At 72.6% G+C, this 16,078-nt stretch carries 13 protein-coding genes and 1 riboswitch; of the genes, 2 read left to right on the top strand and 11 right to left on the bottom strand.

The window, feature by feature from the left end:
- The 8 genes from ACIBQX_RS06145 to ACIBQX_RS06180 form a co-directional block, all read right to left on the bottom strand.
- Positions 1-1,098 carry a glycosyltransferase family 4 protein gene (locus ACIBQX_RS06145; RefSeq protein ID WP_397001138.1) on the bottom strand — a complete coding sequence of 366 codons (1,098 nt, stop codon included), beginning with the start codon at positions 1,096-1,098 and terminating at the stop codon, positions 1-3.
- A complete protein-coding gene (locus ACIBQX_RS06150; protein WP_397001140.1) occupies positions 1,095-2,594 on the bottom strand; it encodes a M48 family metallopeptidase in 1,500 nt (499 codons plus the stop codon). The genes ACIBQX_RS06145 and ACIBQX_RS06150 overlap by 4 nt, the downstream gene beginning before the upstream one ends.
- 10 nt (positions 2,595-2,604) lie before the next feature.
- Positions 2,605-3,402, bottom strand: coding sequence for a hypothetical protein (locus ACIBQX_RS06155; RefSeq protein WP_397001142.1), 798 nt, complete (start codon positions 3,400-3,402; stop codon positions 2,605-2,607).
- Positions 3,403-3,535: 133 nt separating this feature from the next.
- Positions 3,536-3,979 carry a C40 family peptidase gene (locus ACIBQX_RS06160; RefSeq protein ID WP_397001144.1) on the bottom strand — a complete coding sequence of 148 codons (444 nt, stop codon included), beginning with the start codon at positions 3,977-3,979 and terminating at the stop codon, positions 3,536-3,538.
- Positions 3,980-4,109: 130 nt separating this feature from the next.
- Positions 4,110-4,268: riboswitch (cyclic di-AMP (ydaO/yuaA leader) on the bottom strand.
- Positions 4,269-4,632: 364 nt separating this feature from the next.
- Positions 4,633-5,598 (bottom strand): NlpC/P60 family protein, encoded by a 966-nt coding sequence (locus ACIBQX_RS06165; RefSeq protein WP_397001146.1) that lies wholly within the window; start codon positions 5,596-5,598, stop codon positions 4,633-4,635.
- Between the two features lie 84 nt (positions 5,599-5,682).
- Positions 5,683-7,005 (bottom strand): NYN domain-containing protein, encoded by a 1,323-nt coding sequence (locus ACIBQX_RS06170; protein WP_397001148.1) that lies wholly within the window; start codon positions 7,003-7,005, stop codon positions 5,683-5,685.
- A 254-nt stretch (positions 7,006-7,259) separates the two neighbouring features.
- Positions 7,260-7,916, bottom strand: coding sequence for a response regulator (locus tag ACIBQX_RS06175; protein ID WP_397001150.1), 657 nt, complete (start codon positions 7,914-7,916; stop codon positions 7,260-7,262).
- Complete coding sequence (locus ACIBQX_RS06180) at positions 7,913-9,118, bottom strand: sensor histidine kinase (RefSeq protein ID WP_397001152.1); 1,206 nt, start codon at positions 9,116-9,118, stop codon at positions 7,913-7,915. Before ACIBQX_RS06180 ends, ACIBQX_RS06175 begins: the two co-directional genes overlap by 4 nt.
- A gap of 110 nt (positions 9,119-9,228) precedes the next feature.
- Here ACIBQX_RS06180 and ACIBQX_RS06185 point away from each other — a divergent pair, with 110 nt between their 5' ends.
- Positions 9,229-9,789: a PH domain-containing protein gene (locus ACIBQX_RS06185; RefSeq protein WP_397001154.1), complete on the top strand. Its 561-nt coding sequence runs from the start codon at positions 9,229-9,231 to the stop codon at positions 9,787-9,789.
- Entirely contained in the window at positions 9,786-11,309 is a 1,524-nt protein-coding gene (locus ACIBQX_RS06190; protein WP_397001156.1) for a PH domain-containing protein, read from the top strand. The genes ACIBQX_RS06185 and ACIBQX_RS06190 overlap by 4 nt, the downstream gene beginning before the upstream one ends.
- A gap of 148 nt (positions 11,310-11,457) precedes the next feature.
- Here the strand turns inward: ACIBQX_RS06190 and ACIBQX_RS06195 are convergent, their stop codons facing one another.
- The 3 genes from ACIBQX_RS06195 to ACIBQX_RS06205 all read right to left on the bottom strand — a co-directional run bounded on the left by ACIBQX_RS06195 (position 11,458) and on the right by ACIBQX_RS06205 (position 16,006).
- Positions 11,458-12,891, bottom strand: a complete 1,434-nt coding sequence (locus ACIBQX_RS06195; RefSeq protein ID WP_397001158.1) for a hypothetical protein — start codon at positions 12,889-12,891, stop codon at positions 11,458-11,460.
- A gap of 180 nt (positions 12,892-13,071) precedes the next feature.
- A complete protein-coding gene (locus tag ACIBQX_RS06200; RefSeq protein ID WP_397001160.1) occupies positions 13,072-14,511 on the bottom strand; it encodes a protein kinase in 1,440 nt (479 codons plus the stop codon).
- A complete protein-coding gene (locus tag ACIBQX_RS06205; protein ID WP_397001162.1) occupies positions 14,501-16,006 on the bottom strand; it encodes a serine/threonine-protein kinase in 1,506 nt (501 codons plus the stop codon). The genes ACIBQX_RS06200 and ACIBQX_RS06205 overlap by 11 nt, the downstream gene beginning before the upstream one ends.
- Positions 16,007-16,078: the final 72 nt, after the last annotated feature.

Below are 16,078 nucleotides of genomic sequence, written 5' to 3' on the forward strand. Positions count from 1 at the left end.
TCACAGCAGGGCGCGGAAGCGGGCGGCCGCCTGGTCCCAGGACCACTCCCCGGCGATCCAGTCGCGGCCGGCCGCGCCGAGCTTGCGCGCCTGGTCGGGGTTGGCCAGCAGCTCGATCAGCGCGGCGGCGATCTCCTCGACGCTGTCGCCGTCGACGACGAGGCCGGTCTCGCGGTGCCGCACCGCCTCGGGCGCGCCGCCGGAATCGCCCGCCACGACCGGCAGCCCGGTCGCGGACGCCTCCAGGAAGACGATGCCGAGCCCTTCCACGTCCACGCCGCCCCATCGGGTGCGGCACGGCATGGCGAAGACGTCGGCGGCGGCGTAGTAGCCGGGCAGGTCGGCGGCGGGGACCGTGCCGGTGAACACGATCGACGGCAGGCCCGCGGCGAGCTTGTCCAGCTCGCGCCGGTACGGGCCGCCGCCCACCAGCAGCAGCACGGCGTCCGGCACCGCCCGCAGCACCTCGGGCCAGGCCCGGATGAGCTGGTCCTGCCCTTTGCGCGGCACCAGCCTGGACACGCAGGCGACCACCGGCCGGCCGCTCAGGCCTGCGAGCTCGCGCGGCTCCGCCCTGACCGCCGGGGGGCGGAACAGCTCGGTGTCCACGCCCGGCGCGAGCCGGACCAGCTTGTCCTCCCCGATCACGGCCGCCAGCCGGGCGCGGGTGTAGTCGCCCAGGTAGGTGACCACGTCGGCGTGCTCGCCGATCCTGCGCAGCACCGAGCGGAAGACCGGTGCGCCGGCCCACGACGCCTCGTGGCCGTGGGTGAGCATCACCACCCGCCGCGCGCCCGCCGCGCGCAGGCGCGGGGCGAGCAGGCCGAGCGGCGCCGCCGCGCCCAGCACGACCGTGCCCGCGCCGTGCTCGGCGACCAGCCGGGCGGCCCGGCGGGCGACGGCGGGCGTGGGCAGCATGAGCCGGCCCGGGTGACGCACGATCCGGTACGGCTGCCGCCGGTCGAATTCGGCGCACCCGGGCCAGGCCGGGGCGTAGACGGCCGCGTCCGGCGTGCGCAGGGCGAGGCCGTGCACGAACGACTGGATGCCGCCCGGCCGGGGCGGGAAGTCGTTCGTGACGAAGACCACCTTGGTCACGGGCCGGGGACGCCGTTCAGTTCTGCCCAGGAGCGCGCGAGGGCGATCCGCTGAGGCGTCGTGGGATGAGATGCATAGAGCACATATTCCACCGCATCCGGCGACAAGTCAGAAATGTTGGTGCTTGCCAGGCGTTTCTGCATCGCGGCGAACGTGACCGGGTCCCTCGTCAGGTCCAGGGCATGGACATCGGCCCTGGCCTCGACGGTGCGGCTGAGCATGTTCTGGACGGGGCCGGACAGGAACGTGGCCAGGGTCATCAACCCCATGATCACGCCGACCGCGCGGGGATCGGTGATCGAGGCGATGCCCGTGCGCCTGCGCAGCAGCCGGAACCCGAGGAACAGCATGATCGCGCCGAGCGCGGTCCCCATCGCGCCGACGAGCGTGCCGTAGAGCACGTCGTCGCGCTTGGCGTGACCCAGCTCGTGCGCCACGATCAGCTCCACCTCGGGCTGCGGCGCCTTGAGCAGGGTGTCGTAGACCACGATCCGGCGGGTGGCGCCGAAACCGGAGACGTAGGCGTTGAGCGCGGTCGTCCTGCGTGAAGCGTCGGCCACCAGCACGTCCTCCACCGGGACGCCGTCGCGCTCGGCCATCGCCATCAGGTTGGTGCGCAGCGGCCCGGCGGGCATGGCGTGGAAGTCGTTGAACACCGGCTCGAACACCACGGGGTAGACGAAGGAGGCGCTCACGGTCAGCGCGAACGCCCCCACCGCGGCGGGAATCCACCAGCGCCTGATCCGGCGGGCCAGGGCCACGATCGCGAGCACCATGACGGTCAGCAGGGCCGCGTTGATGCCGATGCCCTTGAGCCGGTCCGCCGTCCAGCCCACCCAGTCCTGGGTGGACAGCCCATAGTCGCGCAGCACCGTCTCGAACCAGATGCCGAGCGGCCAGCGCAGGGCCTCCTCGATCGCGGTGATGGCGAACACGCCCAGCAGGACCCGCACCCACCACGGGCCGCGCACCCATCCCAGCAGCTTCGCGCCGAGCGGGGTGGCGACGAGCAGGCCCGCGAACACCAGGCCGAGCCCGAGGGACAGATAGCTGGGCAGGCTGGTGGCCGCGTCGAACGCCTGCGACCTGGCCAGCTGGGCGGCGGTGAAGTCCCGGGCCGGGTCGGGCGTGACGGCGGGCGCGGAGGAAGGCAGCGCCTGCCAGGGCGTGGTGAACGCCACCACGCCCACCAGCACGGCGCCCAGCACGGCGAACGCCGCCCCGGCCTGCCGCCGCAGCATCGTGGCCCGCCGCTCGTCCCCCGCTTCCGCCACACCCCTCCCCTGCCCCTCTGGAGGCCGTCCAGCACCGTTGCCGGGCGCGGCTCCCCCCTCCGGGGCCTGTCCAGCGGGTCGCCCCGCTGCGGGCTGTCCGGCGCCGTTGCCGGGCGCGGCTCGGCCGGCGGGCTCGGCGCTCTCGCCGGCCTCTACGGCGACCTCGCCCGCCTCTGTGACGCCGACGTCGTCGTCCGCCGCGTCGTTTCTGTTCTGGTCCATTCGCGTCCCCTCACGCCAGCTGGTCGCGCATGTACGCGCGCCACCGCTCCGTCAGCATGCCGGTCGAGAGCCCCAGCGAGGCGAGCGCCCCGTCGACGCCGCCCGCCTGAGCTTCACGGTAGAGCCTCACCAGGGTCCTCTCACCCCGGTTCCCGGCGAGGAAGCGACACGCCAGCCAGGCCTCCTGGTACGCCCGCGCGAGCCTGGCGCCGTCCCCTTGGAGGGCGAAGTCCGCCGGTCCCGGCAGATGGCGGGGCATTCGTCCCGCTCTGACCTCGGCGGCGAGCTCGGCGGCGGCCACCCGCACGGGCAGCCCGGCGTCCCGGTAGGCGACGTAGTCGGCGAAACCCTCGTAGAGCCAGATCGGCAGCCCGCCGGTGCCCGCGGCGACATGGGTCAGCTCGTGCGTCAGCACCACGTCCCTGCCGGTCGCCGTGAGCCGGGCGAAGAACTCGGGCACCACGATCACCCGGCCGTCGTCCGCCACGGCGGCCAGCCCGTCGACCGACGCCACCCCCGCTAGCCCGGCGGCCTCGGCGGCGGAGCCGGGCACCAGGACCACCGGACGCACCGGCCGGCCCAGCACGCCCGCCACCCGCCGCCCGGCCGCGTCGGCCCGGCGCGCCAGGTCGCGGAGCAGCTCGGCGGGGGCGTGGTGCCCGGCGACCGAAGAGCTTCTCCCTCGTACGACCACCGCTTCGTCACCCCACGGGGCCGGGACCTCGGCGAGGTCCGGAGCGCTGGCCGTGGCGGCCCCGGCCAGCAGCAGGGCCGCCAGCACCGCTCGACGGCTCACCCGCACGGACACGATGCCCGATGGTAGCCGTCCGAACGGCAGCTCCGCCTTGAAGACGGCCCGAAGACGGCCCGATGGCAGCCTGATGGCGGCCGGGACGGCCGAAGGCCCCGTCCCGGGCGGGACGAGGCCTTCGGACCGGGGATCACAACCCGGGACGTACCGCGCCCACGAACGACGACTTGCGCCATCCCGCGAGCTTCTCGATGCGCACCCGTTCGCCTGTCCTCGGCGAATGGATCATCTTGCCGCCGCCGACGTACATGCCGACGTGGCCGAGCCCGCGGAAGAACATCAGGTCTCCTTCCCGCAGGTTCTTGTAGGAGACCTTCGTCCTGATGCGCGCGAACTGGCTGTACGTGACGCGCGGGATCTTCACTCCGGCCTTCTTCCAGGCGAACTGGACGAGACCCGAGCAGTCGAACGAACCGGGTCCGGTGCCGCCGTAACGGTACGGGTCACCGATCTGCTTCTTGGCCACCGCGACCGCCTTACCGGCCATCAGCTGTTGCCGAGCGACCTTGGCCCGCTTCGCGGACTTGGCGGACTTGGCCGCCTTCGTCCCGGAGGAGCCGGAGGATTCGCTCATCGTCGCCGCCTGCGCCGACGTGGCAGGGAGGACCATCCCTCCGGCTGTCACGGTCATGGTCAGCGCCACGCCACTCAGGGCGATGCGGGACAGACGGGGGTTCTGCGAAGAGGTAGACAGGATTTCTCCTTGGAGCTTCCACGAACGCCTACCGGGTTAGCTGACGGATTCGGGCCTGGAAGTCGCCCTACGGCGCGTGTCGCGCCGATTCACCCCTGATCCGGAAACGCGGATCGCTGGGTCCCCGGCTCCGTGCCTCCTGGCTGCACGGACTCGGCAGGTCACCGCCTCCATTCGTCTACAAGGGCGGGGCGGCGACCGGCTGGAATGTTCATCGGTCCACCTCGGAAGATCCGATGGCGGTCCGCGGCGCCATGGCGTGGCGCCGCGAGGCCAGAAGCTACGCCCGGTCGTCACGATCTGGCAAAGCCTGAGTGCCTCAGTCAAGATCAGACAAAGGGCGAGTCAAGTCCTCAACCACTGCTGGGATATGGGGGTTCGTTATTGAAAAGTGACCCTTCTCACAGTTGACGAATGAATGGATTGTCAGGTCCCATCCGTACCTCTTGTCACATGCGTCACATCCATTCACGCCTGGAAAGCACAAAACCGGGCCCCGGAAATGTTCCGGGACCCGGCTCGAAGGGTGTGGATTACGGGCGGCGGGCGCCCGCGAAACTACTGCCGTAGGCGGAAAGGGAGACCACCTTGACCACATCACCGGTCTGCGGTGCGTGCACCATCTGACCGTTGCCCGCGTAGAGGCTCACGTGCCCCAGTCCCTGACTGAAGATGAGGTCGCCGGGCTGCAGGTCGTTCATGTCCACCGCACGGCCGGCCGTCCACTGCTGCCAGGTGGTGCGCGGCAGCTCGACGCCCGCCGCGCGCCAGGCGGCCTGCGTGAGGCCGGAGCAGTCGAACCCACCCGGTCCCGTGCCGCCGAAGACGTACGGCTTGCCGATCTGGCCGTAGGCGAAGGACAGCGCCGCCGCGGCGTTGCCCGAGGCCGGACCGGTGTACTTCAGACCGGTGCTGTTGGGATTGCCGGCGCGGTAGGCGCCGAGCCTGTTGAGGAGCTTCTTCTGCTGCGCGATGAGCGCCAGGATCTCCTTGCGGTCCTTGTTGACCGCGTCGCGCTCCTTGTCGGCGTCGCCGAGGGCGTCCTGGGCGCTGTCGCGCTCGATCTTGAGGCCGCGGTTCTCCCGGTCGAAGGCGGCGAGCTTGTCGGCTCGCTCCTGGGAGAGCTGCTGGGTCAGCGACATGCTGTACAGCATGTCGCCGGGCTCGTCATTGGTCATCATCGTGGGCAACGAGGTGTAGTCGCCCATCTTGTAGGTGTCGACGGCCATCGCGACCACCTGCTCGCGCAGATCGGCCACGGTGGCCAGCTTGCGTTTGTAGCTCTCGTTGAGCTTGGCGTAGCGGCCGCTGGCCGCTTTGTACTTCTCGGTCGCCGTGTTGTAGCGGTCGACGACCTTGTCGGCCTTGTCATTCAGCTTTTTCAGCTTCGCCTTGGCCTGGCTGACCGTGGGCTTGGGATCGGCCAGCGCGCCTCCCATCGGGGTCAGCAGCAGCCCGATCGCAAGACCCGTGGCCAGGGGTATCCGGCCCAACCTCACAGCGTCGCCTCCCAGGGGATATACCTGGGGCGAAATAGTACAGAAGTGACGGGGTAAGTCTCACCTAAACGTCATATTTGTAATCTAGGCGCGGCCCAGCCGTCGAAGCAGCAATCCAGACGGAACGGGTCTGGCTCCCATCCGCCGCACCGATTCGGCCACCTCGCGGTCGGAGGAGACCACGGCGATGGCCCGGCCCGGCGGCTCCGCGCGTACGAGCTGGCGGATCAGGTCGTCGGCGATCTCGCCCGGCGCGCTGAACAGCACCCGCACCCCGCGCGGCGCCACCACCTGCACCGGCGAGTTGAGCTCGGCGCCGTCGAACACGGCGGTCACCTCGACCCGGGTCTGGGCGACGAGCCCGCCGAGGCCGGTCATCAACCGGGTGCGCTGGTCGGCGAGGGTGAGGGTGCCGTAGCCGGACTTGGTCACGTTGTAGCCGTCGATGATCAGATGCACCTGGGGCAGCGCGAGGAGCTGGTCGAGCAGCTGGGGGTCGTCGTCGGCCAGCGCGCGGGCGGGCACCCCGCGCACCCCCGGACGCTCGCCGGTGGCCGCGGCGACCGAGTCGGCGGGCTTGCTGATCGTGGTGGGCAGGGCCAGCTCTCTGCGCAGCCCCGCCGAGGCGTCCTGCAGCGCGTCGAGCAGCACTCTGATGCGGGCGTCCTCGATGCTCCTGCCCTCGCGGGCGGCCCGGCGCGAGGCTTCGAGCTGCTTCTCGACGTCGGCCAGGCGCTCGCGCAGCCGCCGCAGCTCGGACTCGCCGGCGCTGCCCGCGGCCGAGGCGGCGATCTTGGCGTCCTCGGCGGCGTGCGCCATCTCATCGGCGCGGCGCACGGCGGCCTTGGCGCGCTCGCGCGTCTCGTGCAGCTTGCGGCGCAGGTCGGAGTTCTCGGCGCGGGCGGACTTGAGCTGCTCGCGCAACCGCTCGGCCTCCTCCTTGGCGGTGCTCTTCAGGGCGGCGAGCTGCTCGCGCAGCCGGGAGACGACCTCCTCGCGCTCTGAGCCCTCGGCCGCGACCGCCGACCGCTCCAGATCCGCCCTGGCCGACTCCACCATCTCCGCCCAGCCGGGGGGGCGGATGAGGTAGGCCGCCGCGGCGACGAGCACCGGATCGGCGGCGGGCGGCACGTTGCCCTCGGCCAGTGAGGCGATGAGCTCCGGCCAGCCGGCCGCCACCGACTCGGCGACCGCCTCGCGGAACTCCTTGTCGTTCTCCAGCTGGGCGGCGATGGGGGCGCTGCCCAGCCTGGCGCGCTTGCGCGGGTCGAACTTGGCGATGCCGCGCAGCGGCGGCGGGACGGCGACAGGCGGCATCGAGCCGAGAACCTGAGCCGCCAGGTCGACGACATTCAGCCGCACCTGCTCGGGAAGCGGGCGAGACAGGCCTTCACCCGCTGAACTCATCCCACTGTCCCTTCATGACATGCTCTTTCAGACAAGGGTACGGCTGTCGGCTACCTGTCCGTAACGGACACCCGAAAGGGGACAAGCGCTTGGTGGGCGTCAGCGGACCGCGCGAGGACCGGCGCTCGCCCAGCAGGCGCGCCACGTCCGGCCCTGTCAGGGAACGCGGTACGACCTGACGCGGCCGGCCAGGCGAAAAGCTGGAATTCCAGCCCTCAGCCTCCGGGAACCGGCTCCGACGATCGACCGGCCGCTCACGGGCCGGCGTCGTAGACCAGCAGCGCGATCTGCACCCGGTTGTTCAGCCCCAGCTTGGTGAGGATGCGTGAGACGTGCGCCTTGACCGTGGGCACGCTCATGAACAGCTCACGTCCGATCTCGGCGTTGGACCTGCCCAGGCCGACCGCCGCCGCCACCTCGCGCTCACGCTCGCTGAGCCGGTCGAGCAGGGCGCGGGCGCGCTCGGTGCGCTGTCCCGCGCCGTCGCCGGACACGTGCGAGATGAGCTGGCGGGTCACCGCCGGCGACAGGATCGGCTCGCCCGCCGCCACCTTCCTGATGGCCGCCACCAGCTCGGCCGGTGGGATGTCCTTGAGCAGGAACCCGGCCGCGCCCGCGCGGAGCGCGCGCAGCACCTGCGCGTCGGCGTGGAAGGTGGTCAGCACCAGCACCTCAGGCGGCGACTTGGTGCCGCGCAGCGCCTCGGTCGCGGCGAGCCCGTCGACCTCCGGCATGCGGATGTCCATCAGGACCACGTCCGGCCGGTGCTCGGCGACCATCGGCGGCACCTGTGACCCGTCGCCCGCCTCCCCCACGATCGCGATGTCGTCCTGGCCGCCCAGGATCATGGACAGCCCGGCCCTGACGAGCGCGTCGTCGTCGACGATCAGGACGCGGATCGGCGCGGTCATGCATCCTCCCTGGGGTCGTCGGCCGGCCATGGTAGCCAGGCTCGCACGAGGAAGTCTCCCTCGGGGGTCGCGCCGTGCTCCAGCCGCCCGCCGGCCAGCTCGGCCCGCTCGGTCAGCCCGATGAGCCCGGCCCCCGCTCCGGGGATGCGCGAGCCGGACCACGGCCACAGGGCGTTGCGCACCTCGGCCGACAGCCCCTCCCCCGGAGCCCCGGTCACCGCCACGGTCGTGGGAGCGCCGTCGGCGTGCTTGCGGGCGTTGGTCAGCGCCTCCTGCACGATCCGGTAGAGGGTGCGGCCCAGGCTTTCCGGCGCGTGCCCGACCGCCAGGTCGAGCCGGACGTCCATGCCCGCCTGCTCGCACTCCGCCACCAGGTCGGGCAGGTCGGCCAGGGTGGGCTGCGGCCGCTCGGGCACCGGCTCGTCGCCGGGCGAGCCCGGATGGCGCAGCACGCCGATCACCTCGCGCAGGTCCTGCAACGCCAGGTGGGCGCTGCTCCTGATCGCCCCGGCGGCCCTGGCGATCTCCTCGGCCGGGGCGTCCGGCCTGAACTCCAGCGCCCCCGCGTGCAGGCTGAGCATGGACAGGCGGTGGGCCAGCACGTCGTGCATCTCCCTGGCGATCCGCTCGCGCTCCAGCCGCTTGGCCTCCTCGGCGGCGATGTCGGCCCGCTGCCTGAGCGTCCAGACGAGCTGCCGCCTGGCCCGCACCACCACCCCCCAGGCGAAGACCGTCAGCATGATGGCGAGGCCCAGGACGAACGTGCCCAGCAGGCCGAGCTCGGGATCCGGCCTGAGGAACACGTACGGCAGCAGAGTGACCACGCTGAGCAGGGCGATGGAGCCGGAGACCTTGAACGGCCGGTGCACGGCCACCGTGAACAGCCCGACGACGGCGGCTCCGCCGACCAGCTCCAGATAGGTCGACAGGACGCTGGTCACCACGGCGAATCCGACCGGCCACCGGCGCCGCAGCCACACCGACAGGCACCCCAGGACGCCGGCCACCTGCTCCAGCGCGATCACCGGCTCGGGCTCGTCCGCCAGCTCCGGGATGGTCACCAGGGCGAGCACGCAGGCCAGCACGAACATGACGATGTCGACGAACCAGTCACGGGTCGAGCGCCGCACCGGCCGCCCCGCGCCGCCGTCGCCCAGCAGGACGGACGGCAGCGCCCACCGGTATTCATCCGAGCCCGTCACGTTCACCGAGGTTATGCCGTACGAAGGACATGGCGACAGCGACCAAAGTCGATACCGGGCCAGACCTCGGACCGACGCGGCGGGCCGGGCGGGCCGGAGACGCTGGGTCCATGCGAGTCCTCCCCGGAACCGAAACCCGAACCGAGACCGAGACCGAGATCGAGCCCGAGACAGCCGGGCACGGCGGCACCATGCTGCGCCCGCCGCGTGAGTGGGCCGACCCAAGGGCGGTCGCGTGGTGGACGACCCAGTGGCTGCTCTTCCTGCTGCCGGTGGCGGCCGCCGGCCTGGCGGCCTTCTGGTTCCTCACCGAGCGCCCCCTCTGGCTCGGCGTGGCGGCGGGCGCGTTCGCCGTGGGCTGCGTCGTCCTGGCGCTGGTCGCGCCGCGCGCCTCCTACCGGGTACGCCGCTGGGAGGTGACCGGCGAGGCGGTCTACACCCGCGAAGGCTGGCTGACCCACACCTGGCGGGTGGCGCCGATGTCGCGCATCCAGACGGTCGACACCGCGCGGGGGCCGGTGCAGCGGCTGTTCGGGCTGGCCGACGTCACGGTGACCACCGCCTCGGCCGCCGGCGCCATCAAGATCGAGGCGCTGGACCACGAGCTGGCCGCCGACCTGGCCGCGCGGCTGACCACGCTCACCCAGGCCACGCCGGGTGATGCCACGTGACCGGCGAGACCTGGCGGGAGTTGTCCCGCCGCAACCTGGGGGCCGCGGGGGTCAAGTCACTGGCCGTCGCGGCGCCGGTGGTGATCGTGCTGGCGCGGGTGCTGGCCGGCGCCGCATGGCCGTGGCAGGCGATCGTCGCGGCCGGCGCCGGCGCCGGCGTGCTGGTCGTCGCCGCGGTGCTGGCGTACGAGGCCGCGCGGCTGCGCGCGACCCGCTGGCGGCTGACCGCCGAGCGGCTGGAGGTGCGCACGGGAGTGGCCGTACGGCAGCATCGCTCGATCCCGCGTGACCGGGTGCGCAGCGTGGACGTGCGCGCGGACCCGGTACGGCGCGTGTTCGGCCTGACCCTGGTCAAGGTCGGCACCGGCGAGCACGCGGACGCCGACTCCGAGCTCGCCCTGGACTCCCTGACCGTGCGTGACGCCGAGGAGCTGCGTCACGGCCTGCTCCCGCACGAGGCCGAGGACACGCGGGCGCCGCTGGCCGAGCTGCGGTGGGCCTGGGCGAGGTACGCGCCGCTGTCGGTGTGGACGTTCGCCGGGGCCGGGCTGGTGCTCGGCGTCCTGTTCAAGGGGGTCGACCTGCTGGGCGTGGACCGGTTCACGGCGGACACCGCGGCCGCCGTCTGGGGCTGGGTGACCGGGCGGCCATGGATGGCGGTCCCGGTGATCCTGGCGGCGAACGTGGCCGCCGGCGTGGTGGGCGCGCTGCTGCTGTTCGCCGAGTCGTGGGGCCGTTACCGGCTGGACCGCGAGCCGGGCAGGCTCAGGCTGCGCCGCGGGCTGCTGACGAACCGCTCACTGACCCTGCAGGAGCGCCGGCTGCGCGGGGTGGAGATCAGCGAGCCGCTGCTGCTGAGGCTGGGCGGCGGCGCGCGGGTCAGGACGGTCGCCACGGGGCTCGGCAAGGCGGAGGAGGGCGAGAGCGAGCACGTGGCCGCGCTCACGCCGCCGCTGCCCCGCGAGCTGGCCGGCCAGGTGGCGGCGCGCGTGGCGGGGGCGGCGCCGGCCCCGCCCCGCCGCCATCCCCCGGCGGCCAGGCGCAGGCGGATCGGCTGGGCGCTGTCCACGGTGGTGTTCCTGACCGCGCTCGCGGCGGCGGCGGCCTGGTTCGCCGCCGCCGCAGGCTGGCTGGAGCCGCTGGGCGTGCTGTCCGGACAGGCCGGCCGGCTCTGGGCGGTGCCGGCAGGCCTGGCGGCGCTGGCGCTGCCGATCGCGCTCTGGCTGGCCGCCGACGCCTACCGCGCGCTCGGCCACGCGCTGGGCGAACGCCACCTGGTCTCCAGGCGGGGTACGGTCAACCGGCGCACGGTCATGCTGGACCGGGGCGGCATCGTGGGCTGGACGATCACCGAGTCACCGTTCCAGCGGCGGTCGGGCCTGCTGACCGTCACCGCGACCACGGCCGCCGGCGACGGTCACTACGACGTGGCCGACATCGGGCGGGACGACGGGCTGGACCTGGCGGCGCGGGCCGTGCCCGGCCTGCTGGCGCCGTTCCTGGTCCGGGCGCGGCAGTGAGCCGCGCGTATCCCCCTCCGCCCGCTCAGGCCCCTGTACTGGGCGAACCAGACCACGCGGCCCACGTACCACTTGCTGAAATAACACTATTTGTCCCACTTGCAGGGTGGTTGCAGGATCGTTAACAGCCGCGGTCAAGGTCGCCGGCTCAGCTCCCGATCGGCTTGTCGGCCAGCTCCGGCATGAACGCCCGTGCCACGGTCAGCGCGCCGGCACGGGCCTCCTTCTCGGCCAGCAGCCGGGCCTTGGGCGAGTTGGCCGGCTGGCCCTTGGGCCGCTCGGCACCGGCGTAGTCGATCTCCACCACCGTGGCGCCCTGCAGCACGATCACCGCGCCGCTGCCCGCGGACACCTCGCCCCGCCTGGTCTTGAGGTACTTGCCGTAGGCCTGCTCACCCAGGCCTTCGAGGTCGACCACCTTGCCGGTCTCCATCCCGCCGAACGAGGACTGCGCCATGTTCCTGTCCCCGCCTCGCCGACCCGAGTAGAAGGACTTGGCGGCCGTCGCGTCGGCCACGCCGGCGCGGTTGGCGAAGGAGTGCACGGTGATCAGCACACTGCGGACCCGGGTCACCGCGTCGCCCGCGGGGGCGTCCAGGTTGAGCCAGCGGCACTCGGTCTGCGTGTCGTCGCCCGCCTCCATGCCACGCGCCCTGGTGACCGGGCCGGGCACCAGCCCGGTGGCCACCTCGGTGATGGCCTGGCAGGCGGGCGGGAAGGCGGCGAGCTGGGTCGGCGTCGGCGTGGGGGCCACGCTCGGCGCGGCGGTGGCCGCCTTGTACGGCTGCGCGACCACGTCCGGGTTCTCGGCCTTCCAGGCGGCCACGCCCTTGGCGATGTGTGTGATCACCTTGGTGGCCTCGCGGATCGCGTTGGCCTCGGTGACCGACTGGGTGGTCTCGTTGCTGAGGATCTGGGCGTCCTTGCGCTGCTGGCTCGCCTGGTACTCGACCTCGATGGTCATGTCCTGGACGCGGGCGCGAGCCGTACCGAAGGAGTACCACAGCGTGGTGCCGGAGCGGCGCCAGGTGTACTGGGCGAAGGCCGCGTCGCCGACGCCGGGGATCTCCTTGACCGCCGAGACGTAGTCCTTCTCGCCCTTCTCCTGGGTGGGCTTGGCCGTCTCGCCGAACTTGGCGCCGCCGTAGTCGATGTCGTAGGAGTTCTGGGCCATGGCGCGGCCGGTCTTCGCGCCGCTGCCCCGATGCTGGTCCACTTTGACGTCGATCTCCCGGCTGCGCCAGAACTCGCCGAAGGAGATGCGGCGGTTCACCCAGTTGCAGGAGAAGTTGACCGTGTACTCGGAGTCTCGGGAGCTCTTGGCCACCGTGGCCTCGGGCACCAGCCGTTCGGCCTCCAGCTTCGGCAGCATCGAGCAGACGTCCGGGCCGGTCACCGCGGCCGCCTTGACGGACTTCGACGGCGTCGTCTGGCCCGGCCCGGCGACCGTGGTGCCGAACGTGCGCTGCACCTGGCCGTACACCAGGTAGGCGGCGGCGCTGGCGCCGATGAGCGCCACGACGCAGACGGCGACCACCGGCAGGAGCCAGGGACGCCGCGCCGGCGGGCGGCCGGGGGGCATGGGCGGCATGGGGGGCCTAGGCGGCATGGTCGGTGGCTCGAACTGCCCGCCGTGCGGCACCTGATAGGGCGGACGAGGCGGTGGATACTCGCTACCGGGATTCACCAGGGACTCCAGGGGATTGCCATGACTTGCGGTGAAACATGCTAGTCATCCGGCTTGCGGGACGCTTGCGGTGACTCATTCCCGCAACGCGGTCGAGACCAGCCGGGCGGCGGACACCGCCGTCCGCTCGTCCGCCGTGCCCGGCTTGACGCTCGCGTTGTGCCAGATGACCTCGGCGAGCAGGTTGCTGGTGCGCAGCAGCACCGTGCTGTCGGAGCGGCCCTCGTCGGTGGCGCCCAGGGCGAACTGGAAGGTGCTCTGCACGAACGCGGCCTCTCCCACCTCACCCACGTCGGTGACGGCCCCGACGTTCTTGCGGAACACCTCGCCCTCGGCGCCGGCGCGCAGCGTGCGCTCGTTGGTGAAGCGCAGCGCCGCGACCTCCGGGCCGCCGAGGTCGCCTGCGGGCCGCTCCGCCCAGGTCCGTACGGTGATCGAGCGGATGCTCCTGGAGCCCTGGAGCAGCTGCCACCGGCACTCGCCCTCCCGGGTCGCCGCCCGTCTCGCGGTGCCCTGGAGCAGCTGGGCGGCCTGGGCGTCGGTCAGCAGCTCGCACGGAGCCGGCGCCGCCGCGAACCTGCCGGGATCCTCCTGGCCCAGCACCGCCAGGCCGTACCAGCCGCCCGTGCCCAGCAGGGCGACGGCGGCGAGCACCGCCGGGACGAGCCACCAGCGGCGGCGCGAGGAGGTGCGGGGCGCGGGGGCGGCGAGCACGGCGTGCAGCTCGTCGCGCACCTGGGCGGCGGTGGGACGGACGGCCGGGTCCTTGGCCAGCATGGCCGTCAGCAGGCCACCGAACCGCCGACCGGCTCTGACCGGGGGCGGCGGCTCGTGCAGCAGCACCGCGGCGGCCACGGCGGCGGGCCCCGCCCGCTCGAACGGCGCTCGCCCCTCCACCGCGGTGTACAGGCTGGCGCCCAGCGACCACAGGTCGGAGGCCGGGCCGGAGGGGTGCTCGTTGAGCCGCTCGGGCGCCATGTAGCCGGGCGAGCCGGCGCTGCCGTACTTGTCGGCCTTGCCGCCCATCGGGACCGCGATGCCGAAGTCGGTGAGCATGGCCGAGCCGTCGGCGTCGAGCAGGATGTTGGCCGGTTTGACGTCCTGGTGCACGATGCCGTGGGAGTGGGCCACCGACAGCGCCGACAGCACGCGCAGGCCGATGCGGGCCACCATGTCCGGCGGGAGCGGGCCGTGCTCCTTGATCACCTTGTCCAGGGAGCTGCCGGCGACCAGATCGAGGATGATCCACGGCTGGCCGTTCGCCAGCACGACGTCATGGACCAGGACGATGGCCGGGTCGCGCAGCCGCCCGGCGGACCTGGCCTCGTGGATGGCCCGGTCGGCGAACTCGGCCCGCTCACGCGGCGTCAGCTCGGGCGGCACGGTGACCTGCTTGACCGCGACCTGCCTGTGCAGGGTCTCGTCGTGCGCCCGCCACACCGTGCCCGCGCCGCCCTGCCCGAGGCGCTCCACGAGACGGTAACGGCCGGCGAGCAGGTATCCGTCAGCCCGCACGGCGCAACGCCCGCTCGCTCGCCTGGGCCACCTTCAGGGCCGTCTGCTTGATGTCGTCGTCGCTGGGCCGGTCGGCGAGCGTGGTGTACTCGACGCTCACCACCAGGTTGGCCAGGCGGTAGAAGACGATGGCGGAGTGCATCCGGCCCGTGGAGCCCTTCAGCTCGAAGGTGAAGGCCTCCTCGCCGACGCCTTTCATGGCCCGGACCGGGGTGCGCGTCACCGACTGGGCCTGCGTGACGCCGATCTCCGGCCAGACCCACTGGATCTTGTCGCTGCCGGCCCAGTAGCGCCGCTGGTTGGCGAAGAGGGTGCGGGCCGACGCGGGGGTCATGGCCCATGGATCGCGGGTGTCGGAGTCCTTCTGCACCTGCACCTCCATGCCTGTATTCGACATGGTCCAGCCGCACTGGGGGCCGATCTCGTCGGCGCTCGCCTTGCCCGCGGGCGGCTTCTGGGTGCGCAGCAGCAGGCCGACGTCCTCCTGGGTGAGCAGGGAGCACACGTTCATGGGCACAGTGAACGCCGCAGGCACCCCGTTGTCCTGATTTTTCAGGATCAGGACAACGGCGGTGGCCGCCGCGGCCACGACCAGCACCGTCGCCGCTGCGGCGATCCACAGCAGGGGCCTGCCGCGCCGCCTGACCGGGCGGGGCACCGTCGCCACATGGTGCACCGGCAGCACGGCGGGCAGACCGGCGGCGGCCTGCCGCAGCGGCTGGATCATCGCCGGCGCGGCGGGCCTGGCCGCCGGATGCGCCGCCATCATGGCCGCCAGCAGCGGGCCGAGCGGCCCCGGCGCCACCGGCAGCGGCTGGGTCAGCGTCGCCCTGATCCGCTCGGCGGCGGTGCCGCCGAAGGCCGCCGTGCCCGTCACCGCGAGATAGAGGGTCGCGCCCAGCGACCACACGTCGCTGGCCGGCCCGCCCGCCGCGCCCTCCAGCCGCTCGGGCGCGATGAATCCGGGCGAGCCGATCGTCATGCCCTGCTCGGTCAGCGTCGCCTGGCCCTCCTGCCTGGCGATGCCGAAGTCGGTGAGCACCACCCTGCCGCTGTCGGTGAGGAAGACGTTGCCCGGCTTGACGTCGCGGTGCTGCAGGCCACGGGCGTGCGCGGCGGACAGCGCGTCGAGCATGTCGGCGCCGATCCTGGCGACGTACTCCACCGGCATCGGGCCGTGCGCCGCGACCGCCTCGCCGAGGGTGCGGCCGCGCAGCAGCTCCATGACGATCCAGGGCCGGTCCTGCTCCACGACCACGTCGTGCAGCGCCACGATGCCCGGATGACGCAGCTGGGCCATCGCCTGCGCCTCGCGCACGGCCCGGGTGACCAGCTCGGCCCGCTCCTTGGGGGACAGTCCCTGGGGCAGGGTGAGCTCCTTGACCGCCACCTCGCGGTCAAGCATCTCGTCCTTGGCCAGCCAGACCCGCCCCATGCCGCCGCTGCCGAGCGGCTGCATCAGGGAGTAGCGGTTGGCGAGTCTTCCCCCGGACATAAAGGGAAGGGTAACGAAGGTTCAAGCCGAATAGTTATTCGTCCCGGACCCGCAACTGTCGGTCGGCCTGTC

Source organism: Nonomuraea sp. NPDC049714, assembly GCF_044465295.1.
In the GTDB taxonomy this organism is placed as follows: domain Bacteria; phylum Actinomycetota; class Actinomycetes; order Streptosporangiales; family Streptosporangiaceae; genus Nonomuraea.

Coding starts and splice junctions, on each gene's coding strand:
- ACIBQX_RS06160 (WP_397001144.1), bottom strand. CDS start 3,979: ATGAGCGAATCCTCCGGCTCCTCCGGGACGAAGGCGGCCAAGTCCGCC.
- ACIBQX_RS06170 (WP_397001148.1), bottom strand. CDS start 7,005: ATGAGTTCAGCGGGTGAAGGCCTGTCTCGCCCGCTTCCCGAGCAGGTG.
- ACIBQX_RS06150 (WP_397001140.1), bottom strand. CDS start 2,594: ATGGACCAGAACAGAAACGACGCGGCGGACGACGACGTCGGCGTCACA.
- ACIBQX_RS06205 (WP_397001162.1), bottom strand. CDS start 16,006: ATGTCCGGGGGAAGACTCGCCAACCGCTACTCCCTGATGCAGCCGCTC.
- ACIBQX_RS06195 (WP_397001158.1), bottom strand. CDS start 12,891: ATGCCCCCCGGCCGCCCGCCGGCGCGGCGTCCCTGGCTCCTGCCGGTG.
- ACIBQX_RS06175 (WP_397001150.1), bottom strand. CDS start 7,916: ATGACCGCGCCGATCCGCGTCCTGATCGTCGACGACGACGCGCTCGTC.
- ACIBQX_RS06185 (WP_397001154.1), top strand. CDS start 9,229: ATGCGAGTCCTCCCCGGAACCGAAACCCGAACCGAGACCGAGACCGAG.